This window comes from Phaeacidiphilus oryzae TH49 (assembly GCF_000744815.1).
GTDB lineage: Bacteria > Actinomycetota > Actinomycetes > Streptomycetales > Streptomycetaceae > Phaeacidiphilus > Phaeacidiphilus oryzae.
This window is the reverse complement of sequence record NZ_JQMQ01000005.1, coordinates 2,633,669-2,654,400: the sequence shown is the minus strand read 5'-3', so window position 1 is coordinate 2,654,400 and position 20,732 is coordinate 2,633,669. Positions and strand designations below refer to the sequence as shown.

Annotated in this window: 15 protein-coding genes and 2 pseudogenes; 12 read left to right on the top strand and 5 right to left on the bottom strand. The window is 74.2% G+C overall.

Translation table 11 applies throughout. From position 1 onward, the window contains the following. Nucleotides 1-244: 244 nt before the first annotated feature. A complete protein-coding gene (xylA, locus tag BS73_RS15605; protein ID WP_037572925.1) occupies nucleotides 245-1,417 on the bottom strand; it encodes a xylose isomerase in 1,173 nt (390 codons plus the stop codon). 103 nt (nucleotides 1,418-1,520) lie between these two features. Between xylA and xylB the strand changes: the two genes are divergently transcribed. The 6 genes and pseudogenes from xylB to BS73_RS15575 all read left to right on the top strand — a co-directional run bounded on the left by xylB (nucleotide 1,521) and on the right by BS73_RS15575 (nucleotide 7,824). Further along, nucleotides 1,521-2,972 carry a xylulokinase gene (gene xylB, locus BS73_RS15600; RefSeq protein ID WP_037579754.1) on the top strand — a complete coding sequence of 484 codons (1,452 nt, stop codon included), beginning with the start codon at nucleotides 1,521-1,523 and terminating at the stop codon, nucleotides 2,970-2,972. Nucleotides 2,973-2,974: 2 nt separating this feature from the next. After that, a pseudogene (locus BS73_RS15595) lies at nucleotides 2,975-4,239 on the top strand (ROK family protein). Between the two features lie 105 nt (nucleotides 4,240-4,344). Continuing rightward, nucleotides 4,345-5,319 carry an ABC transporter substrate-binding protein gene (locus BS73_RS15590; RefSeq protein WP_161789670.1) on the top strand — a complete coding sequence of 325 codons (975 nt, stop codon included), beginning with the start codon at nucleotides 4,345-4,347 and terminating at the stop codon, nucleotides 5,317-5,319. After that, nucleotides 5,316-6,086 (top strand): ABC transporter permease, encoded by a 771-nt coding sequence (locus BS73_RS15585; RefSeq protein ID WP_037572922.1) that lies wholly within the window; start codon nucleotides 5,316-5,318, stop codon nucleotides 6,084-6,086. The genes BS73_RS15590 and BS73_RS15585 overlap by 4 nt, the downstream gene beginning before the upstream one ends. Beyond that, on the top strand, nucleotides 6,083-6,973 hold the full coding sequence (locus BS73_RS15580; protein ID WP_235215422.1) for an ABC transporter permease: 891 nt from the start codon (nucleotides 6,083-6,085) through the stop codon (nucleotides 6,971-6,973). The genes BS73_RS15585 and BS73_RS15580 overlap by 4 nt, the downstream gene beginning before the upstream one ends. A 2-nt stretch (nucleotides 6,974-6,975) precedes the next feature. Further along, nucleotides 6,976-7,824 carry an ABC transporter ATP-binding protein gene (locus tag BS73_RS15575; RefSeq protein ID WP_084704090.1) on the top strand — a complete coding sequence of 283 codons (849 nt, stop codon included), beginning with the start codon at nucleotides 6,976-6,978 and terminating at the stop codon, nucleotides 7,822-7,824. A 231-nt stretch (nucleotides 7,825-8,055) separates the two neighbouring features. Here BS73_RS15575 and BS73_RS15570 read toward each other — a convergent pair whose 3' ends face one another. After that, a complete protein-coding gene (locus BS73_RS15570) occupies nucleotides 8,056-9,309 on the bottom strand; it encodes a YhgE/Pip domain-containing protein (RefSeq protein WP_051939968.1) in 1,254 nt (417 codons plus the stop codon). Next, nucleotides 9,306-10,022, bottom strand: a complete 717-nt coding sequence (locus BS73_RS15565) for a P-loop NTPase family protein (protein ID WP_051939967.1) — start codon at nucleotides 10,020-10,022, stop codon at nucleotides 9,306-9,308. The genes BS73_RS15570 and BS73_RS15565 overlap by 4 nt, the downstream gene beginning before the upstream one ends. A 202-nt stretch (nucleotides 10,023-10,224) precedes the next feature. On the opposite strand from BS73_RS15565, the gene BS73_RS15560 reads away from it, so the two are divergent. Next, nucleotides 10,225-12,786: an MFS transporter gene (locus tag BS73_RS15560; RefSeq protein WP_235215421.1), complete on the top strand. Its 2,562-nt coding sequence runs from the start codon at nucleotides 10,225-10,227 to the stop codon at nucleotides 12,784-12,786. 499 nt (nucleotides 12,787-13,285) lie between these two features. On the opposite strand, the gene BS73_RS38250 is transcribed toward BS73_RS15560, so the two are convergent. Together BS73_RS38250 and BS73_RS15550 are read right to left on the bottom strand one after the other, a co-directional pair. After that, nucleotides 13,286-13,510: a hypothetical protein gene (locus BS73_RS38250; protein ID WP_037572917.1), complete on the bottom strand. Its 225-nt coding sequence runs from the start codon at nucleotides 13,508-13,510 to the stop codon at nucleotides 13,286-13,288. A gap of 21 nt (nucleotides 13,511-13,531) precedes the next feature. After that, a complete protein-coding gene (locus tag BS73_RS15550; RefSeq protein ID WP_037572914.1) occupies nucleotides 13,532-14,701 on the bottom strand; it encodes an inorganic phosphate transporter in 1,170 nt (389 codons plus the stop codon). 454 nt (nucleotides 14,702-15,155) lie between these two features. On the opposite strand from BS73_RS15550, the pseudogene BS73_RS40955 reads away from it, so the two are divergent. The 5 genes and pseudogenes from BS73_RS40955 to BS73_RS15525 form a co-directional block, all read left to right on the top strand. Next, nucleotides 15,156-16,517: pseudogene (locus BS73_RS40955) on the top strand (sensor histidine kinase); the annotation flags it as partial. A gap of 1,120 nt (nucleotides 16,518-17,637) precedes the next feature. Beyond that, on the top strand, nucleotides 17,638-18,120 hold the full coding sequence (locus tag BS73_RS15540) for a roadblock/LC7 domain-containing protein (protein ID WP_063837001.1): 483 nt from the start codon (nucleotides 17,638-17,640) through the stop codon (nucleotides 18,118-18,120). 117 nt (nucleotides 18,121-18,237) lie between these two features. Further along, entirely contained in the window at nucleotides 18,238-18,723 is a 486-nt protein-coding gene (locus BS73_RS15535; RefSeq protein WP_084704089.1) for a DUF742 domain-containing protein, read from the top strand. A 7-nt stretch (nucleotides 18,724-18,730) separates the two neighbouring features. Then, nucleotides 18,731-19,402, top strand: a complete 672-nt coding sequence (locus tag BS73_RS15530; protein WP_084704088.1) for a GTP-binding protein — start codon at nucleotides 18,731-18,733, stop codon at nucleotides 19,400-19,402. Nucleotides 19,403-19,442: 40 nt separating this feature from the next. After that, nucleotides 19,443-20,681, top strand: coding sequence for a styrene monooxygenase/indole monooxygenase family protein (locus tag BS73_RS15525; protein WP_037572905.1), 1,239 nt, complete (start codon nucleotides 19,443-19,445; stop codon nucleotides 20,679-20,681). Nucleotides 20,682-20,732: the final 51 nt, after the last annotated feature.

Below are 20,732 nucleotides of genomic sequence, written 5' to 3'. Positions count from 1 at the left end.
TCGCGCCCCTGGTTGCGCCTGCGGCGCGGGGGGCGGGGCCGGGGTGTGACGGGGTCGTCGTTGCCGGGTGCGGCGGTGTGGGTGGTTGGTCGCGCAGTTCCTCGCGCCCCTTGGGGGCGCCTGCGGCGCACGGTGCGGGGCCGGGGGTGACGGTGTGGGCGGGGGTGGCTGGGCGCGCAGGCCCCGCGCCCCTCTTGCGTGCCGGTGGCGTTGCAGGCGGGGGCGGGGGTGCGGCTGTGGTGGGTTAGGCGGTGGCGCCCAGGAGGTGGTTGAGGGCGAGCTGGTCGAGGGCCTCGAGGGCCGCGCCGCGCTTTGCGGCGGCCTCGACGTCGTAGTCCTCGAAGGCCGAGCGGTCGGCGAGGAGCGTGGCGGGGGTCTCGCCGGCGGCGAGGGTCGGGGTGGCCAGCTCGTCGAGCTTCGCGGCGCGGAGGGCCTGCTGGACGGCCGGGTCGGCGCGGAAGGCCGCCGCACGGTCCTTGAGGATCAGGTAGTTGCGCATGCAGCCGGCGGCCGACTCCCACACGCCGTCGAAGTCCTCGGTGCGCGGGGGCTTGAAGTCGAAGTGCCGGGGACCGGCGTAGCCCGCCGACTCCAGCAGGTCGACCAGCCAGAAGGCCTGGCGGAGGTCGCCCGCGCCGAACCGCAGGTCCTGGTCGTACTTGATGCCCGACTGGCCGTTGAGGTCGATGTGGAACAGCTTGCCGGCCCACAGTGCCTGGGCGATCCCGTGCGGGAAGTTGAGCCCGGCCATCTGCTCGTGGCCGACCTCCGGGTTGACGCCGAACAGCTCCGGGCGCTCCAGGCGCTCGATGAAGGCCAGGGCGTGGCCGACGGTGGGGAGAAGGATGTCGCCGCGGGGCTCGTTCGGCTTCGGCTCGATCGCGAAGCGCAGATCGTAGCCCTGCTCGGTGCAGTACTCGGCGAGGAAGTCGAAGGCCTCCTTCATCCGCGAGAGGGCGTCCCGGACGTCCTTCGCGGCGCCGGACTCGGCGCCCTCGCGGCCGCCCCAGGCGACGTAGGTCTCGGCGCCGAGCTCGACCGCCAGGTCGATGTTGCGCATGGTCTTGCGCAGCGCGTACCGGCGCACCCCGCGGTCGTTGGAGGTGAAGGCGCCGTCCTTGAAGACGGGGTGGGTGAAGAGGTTGGTGGTGGCCATCGGGACCTTCATCCCGGTGGCGTCCAGCGCCTGGCGGAAGCGCTTGATGTGGCCCTCGCGCTCCGTCTCGTCGCTGCCGAACGGGATCAGGTCGTCGTCGTGGAAGGTCACGCCGTAGGCGCCCAGCTCGGAGAGGCGCTGCACGGACTCGACCGGGTCCAGGGCCGGGCGGGTGGCGTCGCCGAACGGGTCGCGGCCCTGCCAGCCGACGGTCCAGAGGCCGAAGGTGAACTTGTCGTCGGGGGTCGGGGTGTACGTCACGGGGAGCTCCTCGGTTCCTCGGGGGTATTCGTCAGGGCAGAAAACAAATTAGTATGCGAAAGCCGATCGGGAAAGTCCCGGGGTACGCACGGAGGTGGTCCAGGTGGTCAGCGGCGTCGGAAACGCCCCGCTCGTGGTGGGGGTGGACAGCTCCACCCAGGCGACCAAGGCGGTCGTGGTGGACGTCGAGACCGGCGAGATCGTCGCCGAGGGCCGGTCGGCGCACACCGTCTCCGGCAGCGGCGGGGCCCGGGAGAGCGACCCCCGCGACTGGTGGCGGGCGCTCGGCGAGGCGCTGGCCGCGACCGGCCGCGCCGAGCGGGCGGAGGCCGTCTCGGTCGGCGGCCAGCAGCACGGGATGGTCACCCTGGATGCGGACGGGGAGGTGGTCCGCCCGGCCACCCTCTGGAACGACGTCCGCTCGGCCCCGCAGGCCGAGGCGCTGGTGGCGGCCCGGGGCGCGGACTGGTGGGCCGGCCGGGTGGGCAGCGTGCCGACCGCCGCGTTCACCGCGACCAGCTGGGCCTGGCTGCGCGAGAACGAACCCGAGTCGGCCGACCGCGCCCGCCACGTCCGGCTGCCGCACGACTACCTGACCAGCCGCCTGATCGGCTCCCGACAGGGCGTCACCGACCGCGGCGACGCCTCCGGCACCGGCTGGTGGAGCCCGGCCGGCTACGACCACGAGGTGCTCGAACTGATCGGCCTCGACGCCTCGGCGCTGCCCGAGGTGGTCGAGCCCGGCAAGGCCGCGGGCGAGGTCGCGGCCGCTATCGCGGGCCAGGGGCTTCCGCTGCGGGCCGGCGCCCTGGTCGCCTCCGGGACCGGGGACAACATGGCGGCGGCGGTCGGCCTCGGGCTGCGCCCGGGCGCGCCGGTGATCAGCCTCGGCACCTCCGGCACCGCCTACGCGGTCACCAGCCGGCGGCCGGCCGACCCCAGCGGGATCGTGGCCGGCTTCGCCGACGCCCTCGGCGACTGGCTGCCGCTGGCCTGCACCCTCAACTGCACCCTGGCCGTGGACAAGGTCGCCGCGCTGCTCGGCCGCGACCGGCAGGACGTCGAGCCGGGCGGCGAGGTCGTCCTGCTGCCCTTCCTGGACGGCGAGCGGACCCCCAACCTCCCGTACGCCTCGGGGCTGTTGGCGGGGCTGCGCCATGACACCACCCCCGGCCAGGTCCTCCAGGCGGCCTACGACGGCGCCGCGTACGCGCTGCTGGCCGCGCTGCACGACGTGCAGGGCGACGAGGGGGCCGACGAGCCGCTGATGCTGATCGGCGGCGGCGCCCGCGGCCGCGCCTGGCGGGACACCGTGCGGCGGCTCTCCGGCCGTCCGGTGCTGGTGCCGGAGGCGCAGGAGCTGGTGGCGCTCGGCGCGGCGGCGCAGGCCGCGGCGCTGGTCACCGGGGAGCGCGCGGACGAGGTGGCCCGGCGCTGGGGCACCCGGCGCGGGGTGCTGCTGGACCCGCTGCCCCGGGACGAGGCGGCGCTGGAGCGGCTCGGAGCCGCCTTCGAACGCGCCCGTCCGCTGCTGGACGCCCCCCTGGGGCGCTGAGGGTGGCCGCCCCGACGCCCGCCTCCCAGGCCGGGATGCGCCGGCTGAACCTGTCCCTGGTGCTGACCACCGTCGCCGCCCACGGGCCGCTCTCGCGGGCCGGGGTGGCGGCCAGGACCGGGCTCACCAGGGCCGCCGTCTCCAGCCTGGTCGACGAGCTGATGGCGGGCGGCCTGCTGGACGAGGCCGGTCCGGCCGAGCGCAGCGGGCGGGCCGGCCGGCCCGGGACCGCCCTCCAGCTCAGCCGCACCGGGCCGGCCGGGCTGGGCCTGGAGGTGGGCGTCGAGCACATCGCCGGCTGCGTCGTCGACCTGCGCGGCCAGGTGCGCGCGGAGGAGCGGGCGGAGTGCCCCAACCGGGGCCGCTCCGCGGTCGATGTGATGCCCGAACTCGCCGCCCTGGCGGGGAGGTTGGTGGACCGGGCGGAGGCCGAGGGGCTCCGCCCGGTGGGCACCGCGCTGGCCGTGCCCGGACTCACCGACGGCTCCTCGGGCACCGTCGAGCACGCGCCCAACCTCGGCTGGCGGCGGGCGCCGGTCGGCGAGCTGCTGGCCAAGCTGCTGCCGGAGAGCCTGCGCGAGCGCCCGCTGACCGTCGAGAACGAGGCCAACCTGGGTGCGCTCGCCGAGCTCTGGGCGGGCGGCGGCGCCGGCCTCGACGACTTCGTCCACGTCTCGGCGGAGGGCGGCATCGGTGCCGCGCTGGTGGTGGACGGCCGGCTGCTGCGCGGGGCGCGCGGATTCGCGGGCGAGCTCGGCCACGTGCCGGTGTACCCGCGCGGGCCCGTGTGCGCCTGCGGGGCGCACGGCTGCCTGGAGCAGTACGCGGGCGAGGCCGCGGTGCTCGCCGGGGCCGGCATCGAGGTGCCGGCGGACGCCTCGCTGGACCGGGTGCGGCTGCTGGCCGAGCGCGCCGGGGCCGGGGACCGGCGGGTACGGGGGCGCTGCGCCGGGCCGGGGAGGCGCTGGGGGTGGCCCTGGCCGGGGCGGTCAACCTGATCGACCCGTCCGCCGTGCTCCTCGGCGGCGCCTACGCCGAGCTGGGCGACTGGCTGCTGCCGGGGCTGCGCGGAGAGCTCTCGGCGCGGGTCGCGGTGCGGCTCGCCGGCCCCGGGCCGGCCCCCGCGGAATGGGCCACCCAGGCGGTGCGGGTGGCGGCCCTCGGCCGGGCCGGCGCCTCGCGCGGGGCGGCGCTGCTGACGGTCCGCCAGGTGCTGGAGGACCCGGGGGCGGCCGAGTGGCCGGCCGGAGCGCCCGAGCGGGAGTGACGGAGGCGACCGGAGCGACCGGCCGCCGCTGCGCGGGGGTTGTCCGGTGCCCGGCCGCACGGCATTCTGACGATGCGTCAAGTCGTGGGGTGGGGAGGGCACGTCGTGACCGTGAGCCGTCGGGGACTGCTGGGGTTGGGGGCGGCCGCGCTGCTGAGCGGCTGCTCGTCGGGCGGCGGCGGGAACGCCGGTTCCGGCGGCGGAGGCGGCGGAGGCAGCGGGCCGGGGCATGCCAACGTGGCCGGACTGGCCGTCGCCGACGACGCTGGACTGTACCTGGCGCAGAGTCAGAAGCTGTTCGGCAAGGAGAAGTTGAGCGTAGGGATCCAGACGCTCAAGCAGTCCACCCTCGCCGTCCCCGGGATGCTGCGCGGCGAGATCGACATCGACGCCGGCGGCAACTACGTCTCCTTCTTCCAGGCGCACGACAAGGGCACCTTGAAGATCAAGGTGATCGCCGAGGCCTGCCGCTCGGCCAACGGCTACTTCAGCTGCCTGGCCATGCCGAACTCGCCGCTGCACGGCGCCGCCGACCTGCCCGGCCGCAGGGTCGCCGTCAACCTTCTCAACAACATCCAGACGATGACCCTCAACGCCCTGGTCGAGGCCGCCGGCGGGGACCCCAAGCGGGTGCGGTACGTGCAGATCCCCTTCCCGCAGATGGCCGCCGCCCTCCAGCGGGGGCAGGTGGACGCCGCCTCGCTGGTCGAGCCGTTCGTCACGGACGCCAGAAGCACCCTCGGCGCCCGGGTCGTGGTGGACCAGGGCAGCGGCCCCGTCGCGGACCTCCCGCTCTCCGGCTACTTCACCACCGAGGCGTTCGCCGGGAAGCGGCCGGACACCGTCGCCGCCTTCAAGCGGGCGATCACCGCGGCCCAGCACACCGCCGCCTCCGACCGCACCGCGGTCGAACGGATCCTCCCCACCTACACCCAGATCAGCGCGGCCACCGCGGCCCGGATCAGCCTCGGCGACTACCCGGCCACCCCCGATCCGGCGAAGCTGCAGAAGGTCGCCGACCTGATGCTGTCGCAGGGCCTCCTCAGCCGGAAGCTCGACGTCACGACCCTGCTGGTGTGAGGGACTTGAGGGCGCTGAGGGGCCTGCTGGGCGTGCTGGTCGTCCTCGCCCTCTTCGAGGTCCTGGGCAGGGCCGGGATCGTCGCCCGCAGCTACCTCCCGCCGTCCTCGGAGGTGCTGGCCGGGGCGGCCGCGCTGGCCGGCCGGACGGACTTCCTGGGCGCGGTCGGCGCCACCCTCGGCGCCTGGGCCGCCGCGCTGGCCTGCGGAGTGGCCGCGGGAGCGGTGCTCGGGGCGCTGCTCGGGGCGGTTCCGGTGGTACGGGCGGCGGTGAGCGCGCTGGTGGAGTTCCTGCGGCCGATCCCCTCCGTGGCGCTGATCCCGCTGGCCGCCCTCCTCCTCGGCTCCGGACTGGGGCTGACCACGGCGCTCGGCGCGTACGCCGCCGTCTGGCCGGTGCTCTTCAACACCCTGTACGGGATCGCGGCCACCGACCCGGTGGCCGCCGACACCCTGCGCGGTTTCGGCTTCGGACGGTGGCAGGTGCTGTGGCGGGTCTCCGTGCCGGGTGCGGCCCCGTTCGCCGCCACCGGGGTGCGGCTGGCCTCCTCCATCGTGCTGATCGTGGTGGTCGGCACAGAGATCCTCAGCGGCCGCTCGGACGGCATCGGCGGTTACGCGGCCAGCGCCGAGACCGGCACCCAGGGCACCGTCACCGTGCTGGCCTGCGCGGTCTGGGCGGGGCTGCTCGGCCTGCTGATCGACACCGCGCTGGTCCGCGGCCGGGCACGAGCCTTCGCCTGGGCGGTACGGGAGCCGGCCCGGTGAGCGGCCGGATGAGCGGGGCGCTGAGCGGCCCGGTGAGCGGGGCGGAGGCGGGCGGCGCGGCGGACCGCGGGCGCGGGCTGCTCCGCCGGACGCTCCGCCGGAGCCTGCGGTGGGCGGTCCGCTGGCCGGTGCTGGCGGTCTGCGTGCTGGCCTGGGAGGCGGCGACCCGGCGGGCCGGCAACCCGTACTTCCCGCCGCCCTCCGCGATCCTGCCGAGGATGCGGCAGCTGTGGCTGGGCGGGCCCGCCGGCCGGCTCTGGCTCAGCGAGGACGCCGTCCACGGGCTGCTGCCCGGGATCGCCAGGATGCTGGCCGGCTTCGCGATCGCGGCTGCGGCCGGGGTGGTGCTGGGGGTCGCGGTGGGACGCACCCGGGTGGTGCGCGAGGCCATCGAGCCGGTGCTGCGCTTCTTCCGGGCGATACCGACGCCGATGCTGGTCCCGGTCTTCCTGGTGCTGTTCCGGATCGGCACCCAGATGGAGCTGGCCACCATCCTCTTCGGCGCGGTCTGGCCGGTGCTGCTGAACACCGCGGACGGGGTGGCCGGGGTCGACCCGCGGCATCTGGAGACCGCGGCGGCGTTCCGGTTCGGACCGGCGACGCTGCTGTGGCGGGTCGTGCTGCCCTCGGCGCTGCCGCGGATCCTGGCCGGGCTGCGGCTGGCGATGGCCCTCTCGCTGATCCTGATGGTCTTCGCCGAGATGGTGGGCAGCACGGGCGGCGTCGGGTACGAACTCGTCAATGCGCAGAGCCAGTTCGACCTGGTGGGGATGTGGGCGGTGATCGTGCTGCTGGGCGTGCTCGGCTATCTGCTGAACGCCGTGCTGGTGCTGGCCGGGCGGCTGCTGCTGGGCCGGCGGGAGACGCCGGGGGAGGCGGAGGCGTGAGGATGAGCGCGAGTGAGGGCGGGGCCGGCGGCGGGGGCGGAGCTGAGCCGCTGCTGACCGTCTCCGGGCTGGGGCACCGTTACCCCGGGGAGTCGACGGACTCGCTGGGCGAGGTCGCGTTCCAGGCAGCCCACGGGGAGTTGCTGACCCTGGTCGGGCCCTCGGGCTGCGGCAAGTCCACCCTGCTGCGGGCGGTCGGCGGGCTGCAGACGCCGAGCCGGGGGCGGGTGCTGCTGGACGGCCGTCCGGTGAGCGGGGTCCCGGAGGGGCTGGCGGTGGTCTTCCAGGACTACAGCCGCTCGCTCTTCCCCTGGTTGACGGTCGGCGAGAACGTCGCGCTGCCGCTGCGCCGGTCGTCCGGGGCCGGGATGTCGCGGGCGCGGCGGCGCGGCATCGCCGAGGAGGCGCTGGAGGCGGTCGGGCTGGGCGCGGCGGCGGCGCGGCGGCGGACCTGGGAGCTGTCGGGAGGGATGCAGCAGCGGGTGGCGATCGCGCGGGCGCTGGCCTGCGTGCCGCGGCTGCTGCTGATGGACGAGCCGTTCGGGTCGGTGGACGCGCAGACGCGGGAGGACCTGGAGGACCTGCTGCTGGCGGTGCGGGCGGAGCGGGGGATGACGGTGCTGGTGGTCACCCATGACATCGACGAGGCGGTGTATCTGGGCGATCGGGTGCTGGTGCTGTCCGGGCGGCCGGGGCGGCTGGTCGCCGACCTCGACGTCCCGCTGGGGCATCGGCGGCGGCAGGTCGCCACGCGGGCCGAGCGGGAGTTCGTCGCACTGCGGGCGGAGGTCGCCACGCTGGTCCGGGGCGCGGAGCCGGCCCCTGGGCTCCCGCGTGCGCGCCGCAGGTGACGCGCTGGGTGTGACGCGACGCGTGTGACGCGCCACGTGTGACGCGCCGGGGGCGCGAACAGGGGGCGCGGGGAACGGCGCGCCCGGCCCGACACTCCGCCGCGGACGGCTGCGGGGCCTGAGCCTGAGTCGCAATCAGGCGGCCGTTGCCGGGGGCGGCGGTGTGGTCGACCGGCCGCGCGGTTCCCCGCACCCCCCACCCGCGCCCGCGGCGACGCTTCGCGCGGGGCGTCAGAAGTGGCCGAAGGCGGGGTGGAGGCGTTCGTGGGTCCAGGTCCGGCGGCTGGAGGCGTGCCAGACGAGGAGGAGGACGAAGCCGAGGAAGACGGCGAGGAGGACCCAGATCGCGCGCCAGAGGTAGGGGTCGTGGCCCCCGCTGAGGGTCACCCGCAGCGCGTCGACCAGGTACCGCATCGGGACGATGGTGTGCAGCCAGCGGAACGGCGCCGGAGTGGTCTGCACCGGATAGAGGCCGCCGCAGGAGGTCAGCTGGACCATCAGCAGGACCAGGGAGAGCAGCGCCCCGGGGATCCCCAGCCACGCCCGCAGGAAATGCGAGATCGCGGTGAACGCGGAGGCGCCGAGGACCATGATCCCGATCGTCTCCCCGGTGCGCAGCGGATCGAGGCCGAGCCCCCAGTGGCAGATCAGCAGCAGCACCCCGGCCGCGATCCAGCTCATGACCAGCGGCAGCGCCAGTCCGCCCAGCGCCACCTGCCACGGCCGCGCGCCCGCCCCCAGCGCCCGCACGTCCAGCGGTCTGAGGATCTCGTACACCGCGATGCCGAACACCCACAGCCCGATGGAGAGGAGGAACGGCGCCAGCCCCACCCCGTACACCCCGGCCGGGTTGCGGTTGTGGCTGGTGATGGCGACCGGGTTGCCGAGCGACTTGGACAGGGACTCGATCCCGGCCGCGCTGGTCGGCAGCTGGGGGCCGGACTTCCCGCCGGCCGCCCTGCTCAGCGCGGCCTGGCTGTACGAGGTGAACGCGGCCTGGTCGATCTGCGCCTGGAGGGCCGAGCCGACCAGTTCGGACAGCTTGCTGATGATGAAGCCGTTGGCGTCGTTCAGGTCGAGGTTGAGCCTCGCCTGCTGCGGGTGGCCGCTCGCCGGGCTGGCCAGCCTTTTGCTGAAGTCGGCGGGGATGTCCAGGCCGAAGAGGTAGTCGCCGCGCTCGATGCCGCGGTCGGCCTCCGCCGCGGAGACCTGCCGCCAGTCGAACTGCCGCCCCTTGAGCAGCGTCTGGGTGAGCTGCTGGCCGCCGGCGACCCGGGTGCCGTCCGGCAGCCGCACCGGCCGGTCGGCGTTCACCACCGCCACCGGGACCCGGTGCAGCCTCCCGTACGGGTCCCAGTTCGACCAGAGGTAGAGGGTGCCGTAGAGGCTCGGCACCAGCATCAGCGCGATGATGCCGGCCGGGCGGATGTAGTGGCCGCGGAGGAAGCGCAGCAGCTCCTGGCGGGCCAGGCGGAACCAGGTCATCGGCTCTCGCCTCCGGTGGTCGCGGGGGCGGTGACGCCGACGGCGGCCGGCTCCAGGGGGACGACGTGATGGGCCTGCGAGGCCGCGGCTGACGCGCTGTCACAGGTGGCGAGTACGGTCGGACCGGAGTCGGCGACCCGGCGCAGCGCCCGCCAGGCGGCCGGCGTGCCGTCGTCGTCCAGCCCGTCGTCGACGGCGTCCACCAGCAGCACGGAGGGCCGGCCGACCAGTGCCAGCGCGACCGCGAGGAGCAGCCGGGGGAGGGGGGCCAGAGCGCCGTACCGGGCGCCCCGGGGGAGGGGCGGTTCGTCGAGGCCGACCCGTTCCAGCGCGTAGCGGACCTCGGCCTCGTCCGCCCTGCGCCCGGCGTAGGCGCCGGCGGTGGAGAGGAGCTCGCCGACGGTGTCGTACGGGTCGGGGCCGAAGGCGTGCAGCGCGCGGGCGACCGCGACATGGCGGCGGACCGCGGCCTTCTGTCCTGGGAGGGCGAAGCCGCCCACCCGCAGGTTGCCGCCGCGCAGCCGGTACCGGCCGCCGAGGGCGAGCAGCAGCGCCGTGCGCTCGGGGCCGCGCGGTCCGGCGAGGGCGAGGAGGCCGCCGGGCTCGGCGTCGAAGTCGACGCCCGAGCCGGGCCGGCCGGTGACCGTGACCGACCGGGCCTGTACGGGGCTGCCCCGGCCGGGGGCGGCTGAGCGACCGGAGGCGGTGGCCATGGGCACCTCGCTTCGAAGAAGGCAGGTGTCCCTTTTATAACGTTTTCGCAGCTTTCCTCGGGGGTGGACACTCCGTCAGAGGCCGGGCGCGACAGGGGGAGCGAAAACTTGCCTGCATCAACCATTTAATTTATAGTTGGTGTAGCCAACCAAGCTCTGTCTGGTTTCTCGCGTTCTCTTCTCACGTTCTAAGGACCCCCGCATGGCCGCTCCAGCCCAGTCGATAGCCCCGTCACCGGGGGGAGGTGAGCAGAGGAACAGCTCACCCGCCGGGATGTCGCACCGGGAGATCCTCTCCGCGATGTCCGGACTGCTGCTGGGTCTGTTCGTGGCGATCCTCTCCTCCACGATCGTCACCAACGCCCTGCCGACGATTCTCAACAAGCTCCACGGAGGGGAGTCGGCGTACACCTGGATCGTGGCCGGCGCGCTGCTCTCGCTGACCGCGACCACGCCGATCTGGGGCAAGCTCGCCGACCTCTTCAGCAAGAAGCTGCTGGTCCAGATCGCGCTGATCATCTACGTGGCCGGCTCGCTGGTGGCCGGCCTCTCCACCAACGTGGGGATGCTGATCGCCTGCCGGGTGGTGCAGGGGATCGGCGCCGGCGGCATGAGCGCGCTGGCGCAGATCTGCATCGCGGCGATGGTCTCGCCGCGCGAGCGCGGCCGGTACTCCGGCTACACCGGCGCGGTCTTCGCCGTCGCCACCGTGGCCGGGCCGCTGATCGGCGGCACCATCGTGGACACCGCCTGGCTGGGCTGGCGCTGGTGCTTCTACGTGGGCGCGCCGTTCGCGGTGGTCGCGATCATCCTGCTGCAGAAGACCCTCCACCTGCCGGTGAGCAAGAAGAAGGTCAAGATCGACTACTGGGGCGCCGCGGTCATCGCCGCCGCCACCGTGCTGCTGCTGGTCTGGGTCACCCTGGCCGGGCAGAAGTACGACTGGATCTCCTGGCAGACCTTCGTGATGGTGCCGGGGGCGATCGTCCTCTACGCGCTCGCGGTGTGGGTCGAGCTCAAGGTCGAGAACCCGATCGTGCCGCTCAACATGTTCAAGTACCGGACCGTCACGCTGGCCGTGGTGGGCTCGCTGATGGTCGGCGTCGGGATGTACTCCGCGACCACCTTCCTCAGCCAGTACTTCCAGCTGGGCCGGGACAAGTCCCCGACCATGTCCGGCGTCTTCACCATCCCGCTGGTGATCGGGCTGGCGCTGGCCGCGGCGGTGGTCGGAAAGATCATCACCAAGCGCGGCAAGTGGAAGGTCTTCCTGATCCTCGGCACGGCGCTGATCACGGCCGGCTTCGGCCTGCTCGGCATGGCGCGCTGGGACACCCCGTACTGGCAGGTCGCCATCTACATGGCGCTGGCCGGCCTCGGTGTCGGTATGACCATGCAGAACATGGTGCTGGCGGTGCAGAACACCGTCCCCGTCCACGAGTTGGGCGCGGGGTCGGCGATCGTCACCTTCTTCCGGACGCTGGGCGGCGCGATCGGCGTCTCCGCGCTGGGCGCGGTGCTGGCCAACCGGGTCACCCACTACACCACGGACAACCTGATCAGCGGGCATGTGCCGCCGTCCGCGATCGCGGGGATGCAGGGCTCGGCGATCCCGGACCTGAAGGCGATCCCGGCCGCGGTGCGGCCGCTGATCGAGGACGCCTACGGGCACGGCATCGGGGACATCTTCCTGATCGCGGCGCCGTGCGCGTTCATCGCCTTCCTGGTGGTGTGGTTCATCAAGGAGGTCCCGCTGCGGACCCTCTCCGCGACCCAGCGGGCGGCGACGGGGGACGCGCCGGAGGCGGCGGCTGCGGGGGCGGTTCCGGCTGCGGTTCCGGCTTCGGCTTCCGCTTCGGTCCTGAGTTCGGCTTCGGCTTCCGCCTCGGCTCCGGTTGCGGCCGGTGCCGGCGCGGGCTCCGAGTCGCTGGTCGGGAGCCGGATGGTGGAGCACCCGCAGAGCGCCGCCCCGTACCACCAGCCGTACGGCACCCTCACCGACAGCGGCGTGCAGGGCACCGTCCGGGCGGGGGACGGCTCGCCGGTGGTCGGCGCGACCGTCACCCTGATCGACCCGAACGGCCGCCAGATCGGCCGCTCCATCACCAAGCACGACGGCTACTACGCCCTGGACACCCCGGGCGCCGGGCAGTTCGTCCTGATCGGCTCGGCGGTCGGGCACCAGCCCGAGGCGGCCACGATCGCCGTCGGCGACCTTCCGCTCGACTACGACCTGCGGCTCTCCGGCTCCGGCGGGCTGGCCGGGACGGTGCGGGCCGCCGGGGACGCGGGATCGGCCGTCGCGGGCGCGCTGGTCGTCGCGACCGACGCGCGCGGCGAGGTCGTCGGCTCGGCCGTGACCGGTGCGGACGGCGGGTTCCGCTTCGGGGACCTGGTGCCCGGCCCGTACACCCTGGCGGTCAGCGCGGCCGGCTACCGGCCGAACGCGGTGCCGGCCGAGGTGGCGGGCGGTCAGGCGGACCTCGTCGAGGCCGAGCTGCTGCCCGCGGCCGCGGTGCGGGGCGTCGTCCGGCACCGGGACAGCGGTGAGCCGCTGGCCGATGCGAAGGTGACGCTGCTGGACGCGGCCGGGAACGCGGTCGAGACCGTCCTGACGGACGCCTCCGGCGAGTACGCCTTCGCGAGGCTGGACGGCGACTCCTACACGGTGGTGGCGGCGGGCTACGCGCCGACCGCGACGCAGGTCACCCTCACCGGCAAGGGCCAGGAGGGCCTGGACCTCACCCTCACCCACGAGAACTGAGCCGCTGGGCGGCGGCGCGCCGCGCTCGGCAGGGGCCCTGGGTTCAGCGAGCTGGGGCCTGCTGCCGGGCGGGGCGCGGTTGTGGGTTGGTCGCGCAGTTCCCCGCGCCCCTGGGGGGTGCCGTGGGTGTGGAGCGTGGCGCGTCCCGCGCAAGCAGGGGGCGCGGGGAACTGCGCGCCCGGCCACGTGTTTGCTGCTGGCGGCGGCGGAGTTGGGGTAGCAGCCTGGTCGCCGGTGCCGGGCGCGGCGCTGTTGTGGGTTGGTCGCGCAGTTCCCCGCGCCCCTGGGGGGTGCCGTGGGTGTGGAGCGTGGCGCGTCCCGCGCAAGCAGGGGGCGCGGGGAACTGCGCGCCCGGCCACCTGCTTGCCGTTGGCGGCGGCGGAGTTGGGGTAGCAGCCCGGTCGCCGTTGCCGGGTGCGGCGCCGTTGGGGGTTGGGCGCGCAGTTCCTCGCGCCCCCGGGGCGTGGCGCCCCGAGCGCCCCGCCTGCGGCGGAGTTCCTCAGCCGAGGGCGATCAGGTAGAGGCCGTAGGCGATCGCTGCGGCGCACGCGGCGAACGAGGTGGTGGCCACGGCCAGTGGCGCGAGCGCCCGGCCGCCGGCCGTGGCGCCCGCCGCCCGTCGGGAGAGGGAGGCGACGCCCACGGCGAAGAGGAGGACGACGGCGAGGGTGATGCCGATGCTGACTCCGGCGGTGCCGGCCAGCGCGGCCCATTTGATGCTCATCTGCGTTGCTCCAGGAGAGGATCAGGCCGCGGGGGCGGACTGCAGGGAGTCGGCGGCCGGAGCCGTCGGCAGCGGAGTCGTCGTCGCCGGCTTGACCTGGTTGACGTTGTCCGCGGTGACACGGCCGGAGCGGGAGGAGACGTAGATCCAGACGCAGAACGCCGCGCCCAGTACGCCGACCGCCGCCACGCCCGCCGGTCCGTTGGAGGCCAGCAGCTCGGCGAGCCCGCCGACCACCGCCGCCGCCGGAAGCGTCAGACCCCACGCGTAGACCATCCGCCGCGCCAGCGACCAGTTGATGGTGGTCTGCCCGCCCAGCCCGGCGCCGAGGATGCCGCCGGTGCAGACCTGGGTGGTGGAGAGACCGAAGCCCATGTGGGACGAGGTCAGGATGACCGCGCCGGCGGCGGTCTGCGCGGAGAGGCCCTGGGACGGCCGGATGTCGGTCAGCCCCTTGCCCATCGCGCGGATGATCCGCCAGCCGCCGCTGTACGTGCCGAACGCCATCGCCAGACCGGCCGCGACGATCACCCACAGCGGCGGGGCCGAACCGGCCGGCAGCGCACCGCAGGTGACCAGCGCGAGGGTGATCACGCCCATCGTCTTCTGGCCGTCGCTGGTGCCGTGCGCCAGCGAGACCAGCGCGGAGGAGGCGACCTGCCCGGCGCGGAAGCCGCGTCCCACGACCTCCTGGTCCGAGCGCCGGGTGATCGACTCGGAGATCCGGGTGGCGGCCCAGGAGGCGATCCCGGCCACGATCGGCGAGGCCACCAGCGGAATGACGATCTTCGTGACCACCACGGTGAAGTCCACCGCGTGCAGCCCGGCACCGATCAGCGCGGCGCCGATCAGGCCGCCGTAGAGCGCGTGCGAGGAGCTGGACGGCATCCCGAACCGCCAGGTGGCGAGGTTCCAGACGATGGCCCCGATGAGCGCCGCGAAGACGATCACCGGGCTGATGCCCGCGTGCTCCTGGATGATCCCGCCGGAGATGGTCTTGGCCACCTGGACGGAGAGGAAGGCGCCGCCGAAGTTGAGGAGCGCGGAGACGGCGACGGCCAGCCGCGGGCGGAGCGCCCCGGTGGAGATCGACGTCGCCATCGCGTTGGCGGTGTCGTGGAAGCCGTTGGTGAAATCGAAGGCGAGGGCCGTGATGATCACTACCGTCACCAGGAACGTGATGTGTTCCATAACCAAACATTCGTCTAAGCGGTCTCGTCGAGATGAACGTAGGGAGTCAGGGTGAACGGAGAATGAACTGAGGCCGTCGGCACGGTTCTCTATCCGTCGGAGACGGGCAATCCGCCTCGCACGGTGGGGCGATTGCGGCTGGATTGCGCGAAGTTACGGGCCCTCGGCGGGAATGGGGATCTTTGTCGCGATCGTGTTGAGAGCTGCGTCACAGTCGGCCGGGCACGGTATGGCGAAGGGGGGCGAAACGGCCGGCGGGCCATGTTTCGTCCACAAGATCCACACACTGCGAGGGCTAGTTGATCTTGTCCCTGTTGTGCCTTGTACGCTTCACTCTTTCGGGTGTCCGCGCGGGCATCGTAGGGCGCGCGCCTCGGGGCGCGGGGAAGCATGGCGACCCAGCGCGGCGGAGTCGCGCGCTCCCGCCTGAACGCCGGATCCTCGGGCCCGGTCGATGCCGCGGCGAGCACCCAGCGAGCTTTCGGCGGGCACCCAGGAAAGCCAGACGAGATTGCGAGTACCGGTGCGGACGTTGACCGCGTGGCCCCGGCGTACCAGTGACGCCGAGGCCCGAACAGTCGAACGCGAAGGCGAACGCAACGGGGGACAGAGAACGACGTCCCGCGCGCAGAGCGGATCGGCGGCGATGCCGCCGGGCCGCGAGCCGCGGGGCGCTCGGGCGTGCGCGCGCGCCGGGGCCGGGCGGCCGCTGGCCGCGGTCGCGGGCGCGACGGCCGGCGGGGCGCTGCTCAGCGGCTGCGGGACCACGGCGGGTTCGGGTTCCGGCAGTCTTCCCGGCCCGCTGTGGTGGGGGGTCACCGTGCTCGCGGTGGTGGTCTTCGCCGTGCTGGTCGGGGTGGTGACGAAGCGTCGGACGGCCCGGCCGCTGGTCCGCGAGCAGCGCCGCGGGGAGCGGGAGCGCGGGGCGCTCACCGCCGAACGCGATGTGCTGCTGCGCGAGCGGGACGGATTCCGGCGCGAACGGGCAGAGCGCGAGCAGCAATTGCGCGCCACCTCCTCCGATCTGGAGACGCTGGCGGTCGAGCGGGACCGGCTGCTCGCCGAGCTGGAGGCGCGGGCCGCCGAGCGGGACGCGGCAGCCGCCGAACGGGACCAACTGGTCGCCGAACGTGACGAGTTGCTGGGCAGCGTGGACGCCACCTTCGTCAACCTGGCGATGCGCACCCTCACCCTGGTCGAGCGCCAGCTGGTGCTGATCGAGTCGCTGGAGGGCCAGGAGGCCGACCCGGACCAGCTGGAGAACCTCTTCCGGCTGGACCACCTGGCCACCCGGATGCGGCGGAACAGCGAGAACATGCTGCTGATGGCGGGTCTGGAGAACAGCCGCCGGGGCAAGGACACCGTGCCGCTGCTGGACGTGGTCCGCGCCGCGGTCTCCGAGATCGAGCGGTACGAGCGGGTCAAGCTGGGCTTCCTCCCGTACGCGCTGCTGGCCGGGACGGCCGCCGACGACACCAGCCATCTGCTGGCCGAGCTGCTGGAGAACGCGACCGCCTTCTCGCCGCCGCAGGACAAGGTCGAGGTGGGCGCCTGGCGGCTGGACAACGGGGAGTTGATGTTGTCCGTCACCGACCGCGGGATCGGCATGCCGGCCGAGAAGCTCCGCGAGTTCAACGAGCAGCTGGCGGCCCCGGAGGAGCCCGGCGGCGGCCGGCGGAACGCCGACGAGTGGCTCGGCCGGGCGCTCACCGGCCGCAGCATGGGCCTCTTCGTGGTGGCCAGGCTGGCCCGCCGGCACGGCGTACGGGTGCAGCTGCGGGAGAACGCGCAGGGCGGCGGCGTCACCGCGATGGTGGTGCTGCCGAGGGACGTGCTGCGGGACGACCCGACCGGCGCGGGGCCCGGTGACCTGGACGAGCAGCGCCGGGCCGAGCGCGAGGTGGCAGCGGCGGCGGAGACCGCCGCAGTCCCCGAGGCCGGTGCCGGACTGGACCTCCCGGCGGAGCCGCCGGCCGCCGCGGGGCCGCGGCAGCCGGTGCTGGACGATCCGGCGGGCGGGGGCGGCGCGCTGCCGAACCTTCCGCGGCGGACGCCCGCCGGGCCCGGTGGGGCGGCTTCGGGCGGGGCGGCCTACGGCGGCGAGCCCTCGGGCGGCCCGGCCGACCCGGCGGAGTCCTCGGCCGCCTCCGCCGCAGGGAGCCGGCGCGGCCGGCACCACCGCCCGGCGGAGCCCTCGGCGGAACCGGCCCTGGAGACGCGGCCGGAGCCGTCTCCGCAGACCCGGCCGGTGACGAGCGCCGAGGCCCGGCCCTCGCGTCCGGAGCCCGGGACGCGTCCGGAGCCCGAGTCGCGTCCGGAGCCCGAGTCGGGGCCGGCGGAGGGGCCGGCCGGCGAAGCGCGGCATGCGCGGCCCGCTTTCGGGCATCCGAAGGCCGAGGAGGACACCACCATCGAACTGGTACGCCGTCGCCCCGGCGCCTCCGGCGCGGCCGCACAGATGCCCAACCTGCCTCCCGTGCCCGCCCCTTCGGCGGCGCCGGCCGAGCAGGCGCGGTCGGCACCCTCCCCAGAGGCGGCGGGGATCCCCACCGCCCGTGCCGGGGCGGAGGCCTCGGCCCCGCCGTCGGCGTCTGCCCCTCCGGCCGGCGACGGACTGCCGGCCCTGCCCCGGCGGATGCCGCGGGCCGGCGAGGTCCCGGGCGGGGCCCGGAGCCCGCGGCGGCCGCCGCGGGGCAGCCGGCCTCCGAGGCGGCGGCCAGGCCCGCGCGGGCGACCAGCGCGGAGGAGCTGCGCAACCGGCTCGGCGGCTTCCAGAGCGGTCTCCGCCGTGCGGCGGCCGAGACCACCTCCGCGGACACCGCTTCCCCGGACGCCGGGGCCGAGGCCGAGGCCGGGCCCGCCGCGCGGGCGGCGGAGGACGCCGGGCCGGCCCCGGCGGAGCAGCACAGCACCACTCCGGTCGAGGAGGAGCACGGATGACCGCGGCGCACGCCGATTCAGGTTCGGCCTCAGCGGGTTCAGGCCCGGGCGGCGGTTCGTCGGCGACGGCGAGTCAGGAGGCGCGCAGCGTCCGCTGGCTGCTGCACGACTTCTTCTCCGGCGTGGCGGGGGTGCTGGACGTGGTGGTGGTCTCCTCGGACGGCCTGCTGCTCGCCGCCGCCGAGCGCACCCGGCGCGCGGAGGAGCTCTCCGCGATCGTGTCCGGCCTGGTCAGCCTCGGCGCCGGGGTGGCCCGGGTGCTGGAGATGGGCCGGATGAAGCAGACCATCGTCACCATGGACCGCGGCCATCTCATCATCATGGCGATCAGCGACGGGAGTTGCCTGGGCGTCAACGCCTCGCTCGACTCCGACCTCAGCCAAGTGGCTTACCAGATGGCCCTGTTGGTGGAGCGTGCCGGACACGCTCTCACTCCCGAGGTACGCAGCGAGCTGCACCGGGCCATGGCGGCCCGTTGACGAGTCCGAGTTGCGAAGAGCAGTCGGGGGACCGTTTCCTGTCCCTGGCGCGGACCCGGCGGCGCACGCTGATGTGCCGTCAGGGTCTGGCCGGGCAAGGGGAGTCTGATGAAAGGTATGGGTGTGCGCGGTAGCGACCCCGGTCCCGCTGAGCGGGCCGGAGACGAGGTGGGGGTGGTCCGGCGGCAGCCCGGTGCCTCCGGCAGGCCGCCGGGCGCCGGCCGCTCGGCGCGCGTCCGGCCGTACGCCATCACCGGCGGGCGGACCAGGTTCGGCCATGTGCTGCTGGTGGAGACGCTGGTCTCGGCGCTGAACCGGCCTGCGGACCCGTCGTCGAGGGCCCTGCCCGAGCTGGAGGAGATCTGCCGGCTCTGCCGTGGCCACATGCGGTCGATCGCGGAGATCTCCGCCCTGCTGCGGATGCCGCTCGGCGTGGTCCGCGTCCTGGTCAGCGACCTCGCCGACCAGGGACGGATCCGGGTGCACGGCGCCCATTCGAGCGGGACCGGCTCGGCGGTGGACGCGGACGGGGAGCCGGTGCTGCTGGGCGGCACGAACCGGGCTCTGCTGGAGAGGGTGCTGGGTGGACTACGCAAGCTCTGAGACGTCGATGCAGTCGCGGTCGTACGCGGGCGGGGCCGGTTCCGCCGGACCCGCCGAGCAGGAGGTCCCGGGCATACCGCTGGGCAACGGCACCACGGTCTCCACGAAGATCGTGGTCGCGGGCGGGTTCGGCGTGGGCAAGACCACCTTCGTCGGCGCGGTCTCCGAGATCACCCCGCTGACCACCGAGGCCCTGATGACCCAGGCGAGCAGCGGGGTCGACGACCTGACGGACACCCCGGACAAGGTGACCACCACGGTCGCCATGGACTTCGGCCGGATCAGCCTCGAAACCGACCTGGTGCTCTACCTCTTCGGCACGCCGGGCCAGCAGCGCTTCTGGTTCATGTGGGACGACCTGGTGCGCGGGGCGATCGGCGCGGTGGTCCTGGCGGACACCCGGCGGCTGGCGGACTCCTTCCCCGCGCTCGACTACTTCGAGGGCTGCGGGCTGCCGTTCGTCGTGGCGGTGAACCAGTTCGACGGCGCCCCCCGGTACTCCGCGGAGGCGGTGCGGGACGCGCTGGCCGTGCCCGACCAGGTGCCGGTGCTGATCTGCGACGCGCGCGAGCGGACCTCGGTGGTGGACACCCTGCTGACCCTGGTCACCCACGCGCTCGACGTGGACGCGGCGCGCGAGCCGCAGCCCGCCGCGCAGGCCCACGCCCCGGTCGAATAGCCGGCCGGGGCAGGAGAGAAGAGCAGGAGAGCTGACAGGGATGCGCAGGATACTCGTCGTCGGGTCCGGGCAGTCCGGGCTCCAGCTGGCGCTGGGGCTTCAGGCCGACGGATACGACGTCACCGTGATGACCAACCGCACGCCGGAGGAGATCCGGGACGGCCGGGTGATGTCCACCCAGTGCATGTTCCATACCGCTCTCCAGCACGAGCGGGATCTGGGCATCAACTTCTGGGAGGACCAGGCGCCGAGGATCGACGGGCTCGGTGTCTCGGTCGCCGGTCCCGAGTTCCAGCGCGTGATCAACTGGGTCGGCCACCTGGACGGCTACGCCCAGTCCGTGGACCAGCGGCTGAAGATGTCCGGCTGGCTGGAGACCTTCGCCCGGCGCGGCGGCCAGGTCGTGGTGCACGGCGTCACCGTCTCCGACCTGGACTACTTCGCCCGCTCCTACGATCTGGTGCTGGTCGCGGCCGGCAAGGGCGAGCTGGTCTCGATGTTCGGCCGGGACGCCTCGCGCTCGCCGTACGACTCCCCGCAGCGGGCGCTGGCGGTGGCGTACGTCCACGGTCTGGGGCCGCGGCCGGAGTACGACTTCCAGGCGGTGCGCTGCAACCTGGTGCCGGGCGCCGGCGAGCTGTTCATCATGCCCAGCCTGACCAACTCCGGGCCCTGCGACATCCTCTTCTGGGAGGGCGTCCCCGGTGGGCCGCTGGACGTCTTCGCCGACGTCAAGGACCCGCAGGAGCACCTGCGGCTCACCCTGGAGCTGATGAAGCAGTTCACGCCCTGGGAGTACGAGCGGACGCTCGGCGGCGTCGAGCTGACCGACGCCAACGGTGTGCTGTCCGGGCGGTACGCGCCGGTGGTCCGCAACCCGATCGGCGAACTGCCGGGCGGCGGCGCGGTGCTGGGCGTGGCGGACGTGGTCGTCGCCAACGACCCGATCACCGGGCAGGGCTCCAACAACGCGTCCAAGTGCGCGGCGGTCTACCTGGACGCCATCCGGAAGCACGGGGACCGGCCGTTCGACCGGGAGTTCATGCAGGCCACCTTCGACCGGTACTGGGACTCGGCGCAGCACGTCACCAAGTGGACCAACGCGATGCTGGCGCCGCCGCCGGAGCATGTCCTCAACCTGATCGGGGCCGCGGGGCAGATCCAGCCGGTCGCGGACCGCTTCGCCAACGGCTTCGACGACCCGTCGGACTTCGAGAACTGGTTCTACGACCCTGAGCTGGCGGGGGCGTACCTGGCGTCGGTCTCGCCGGGGGCGTAGGCGGCGGGGCTGCCGCCCCGAAGCGCGGCGCCGCAGGCGCAAGCAGGGGCG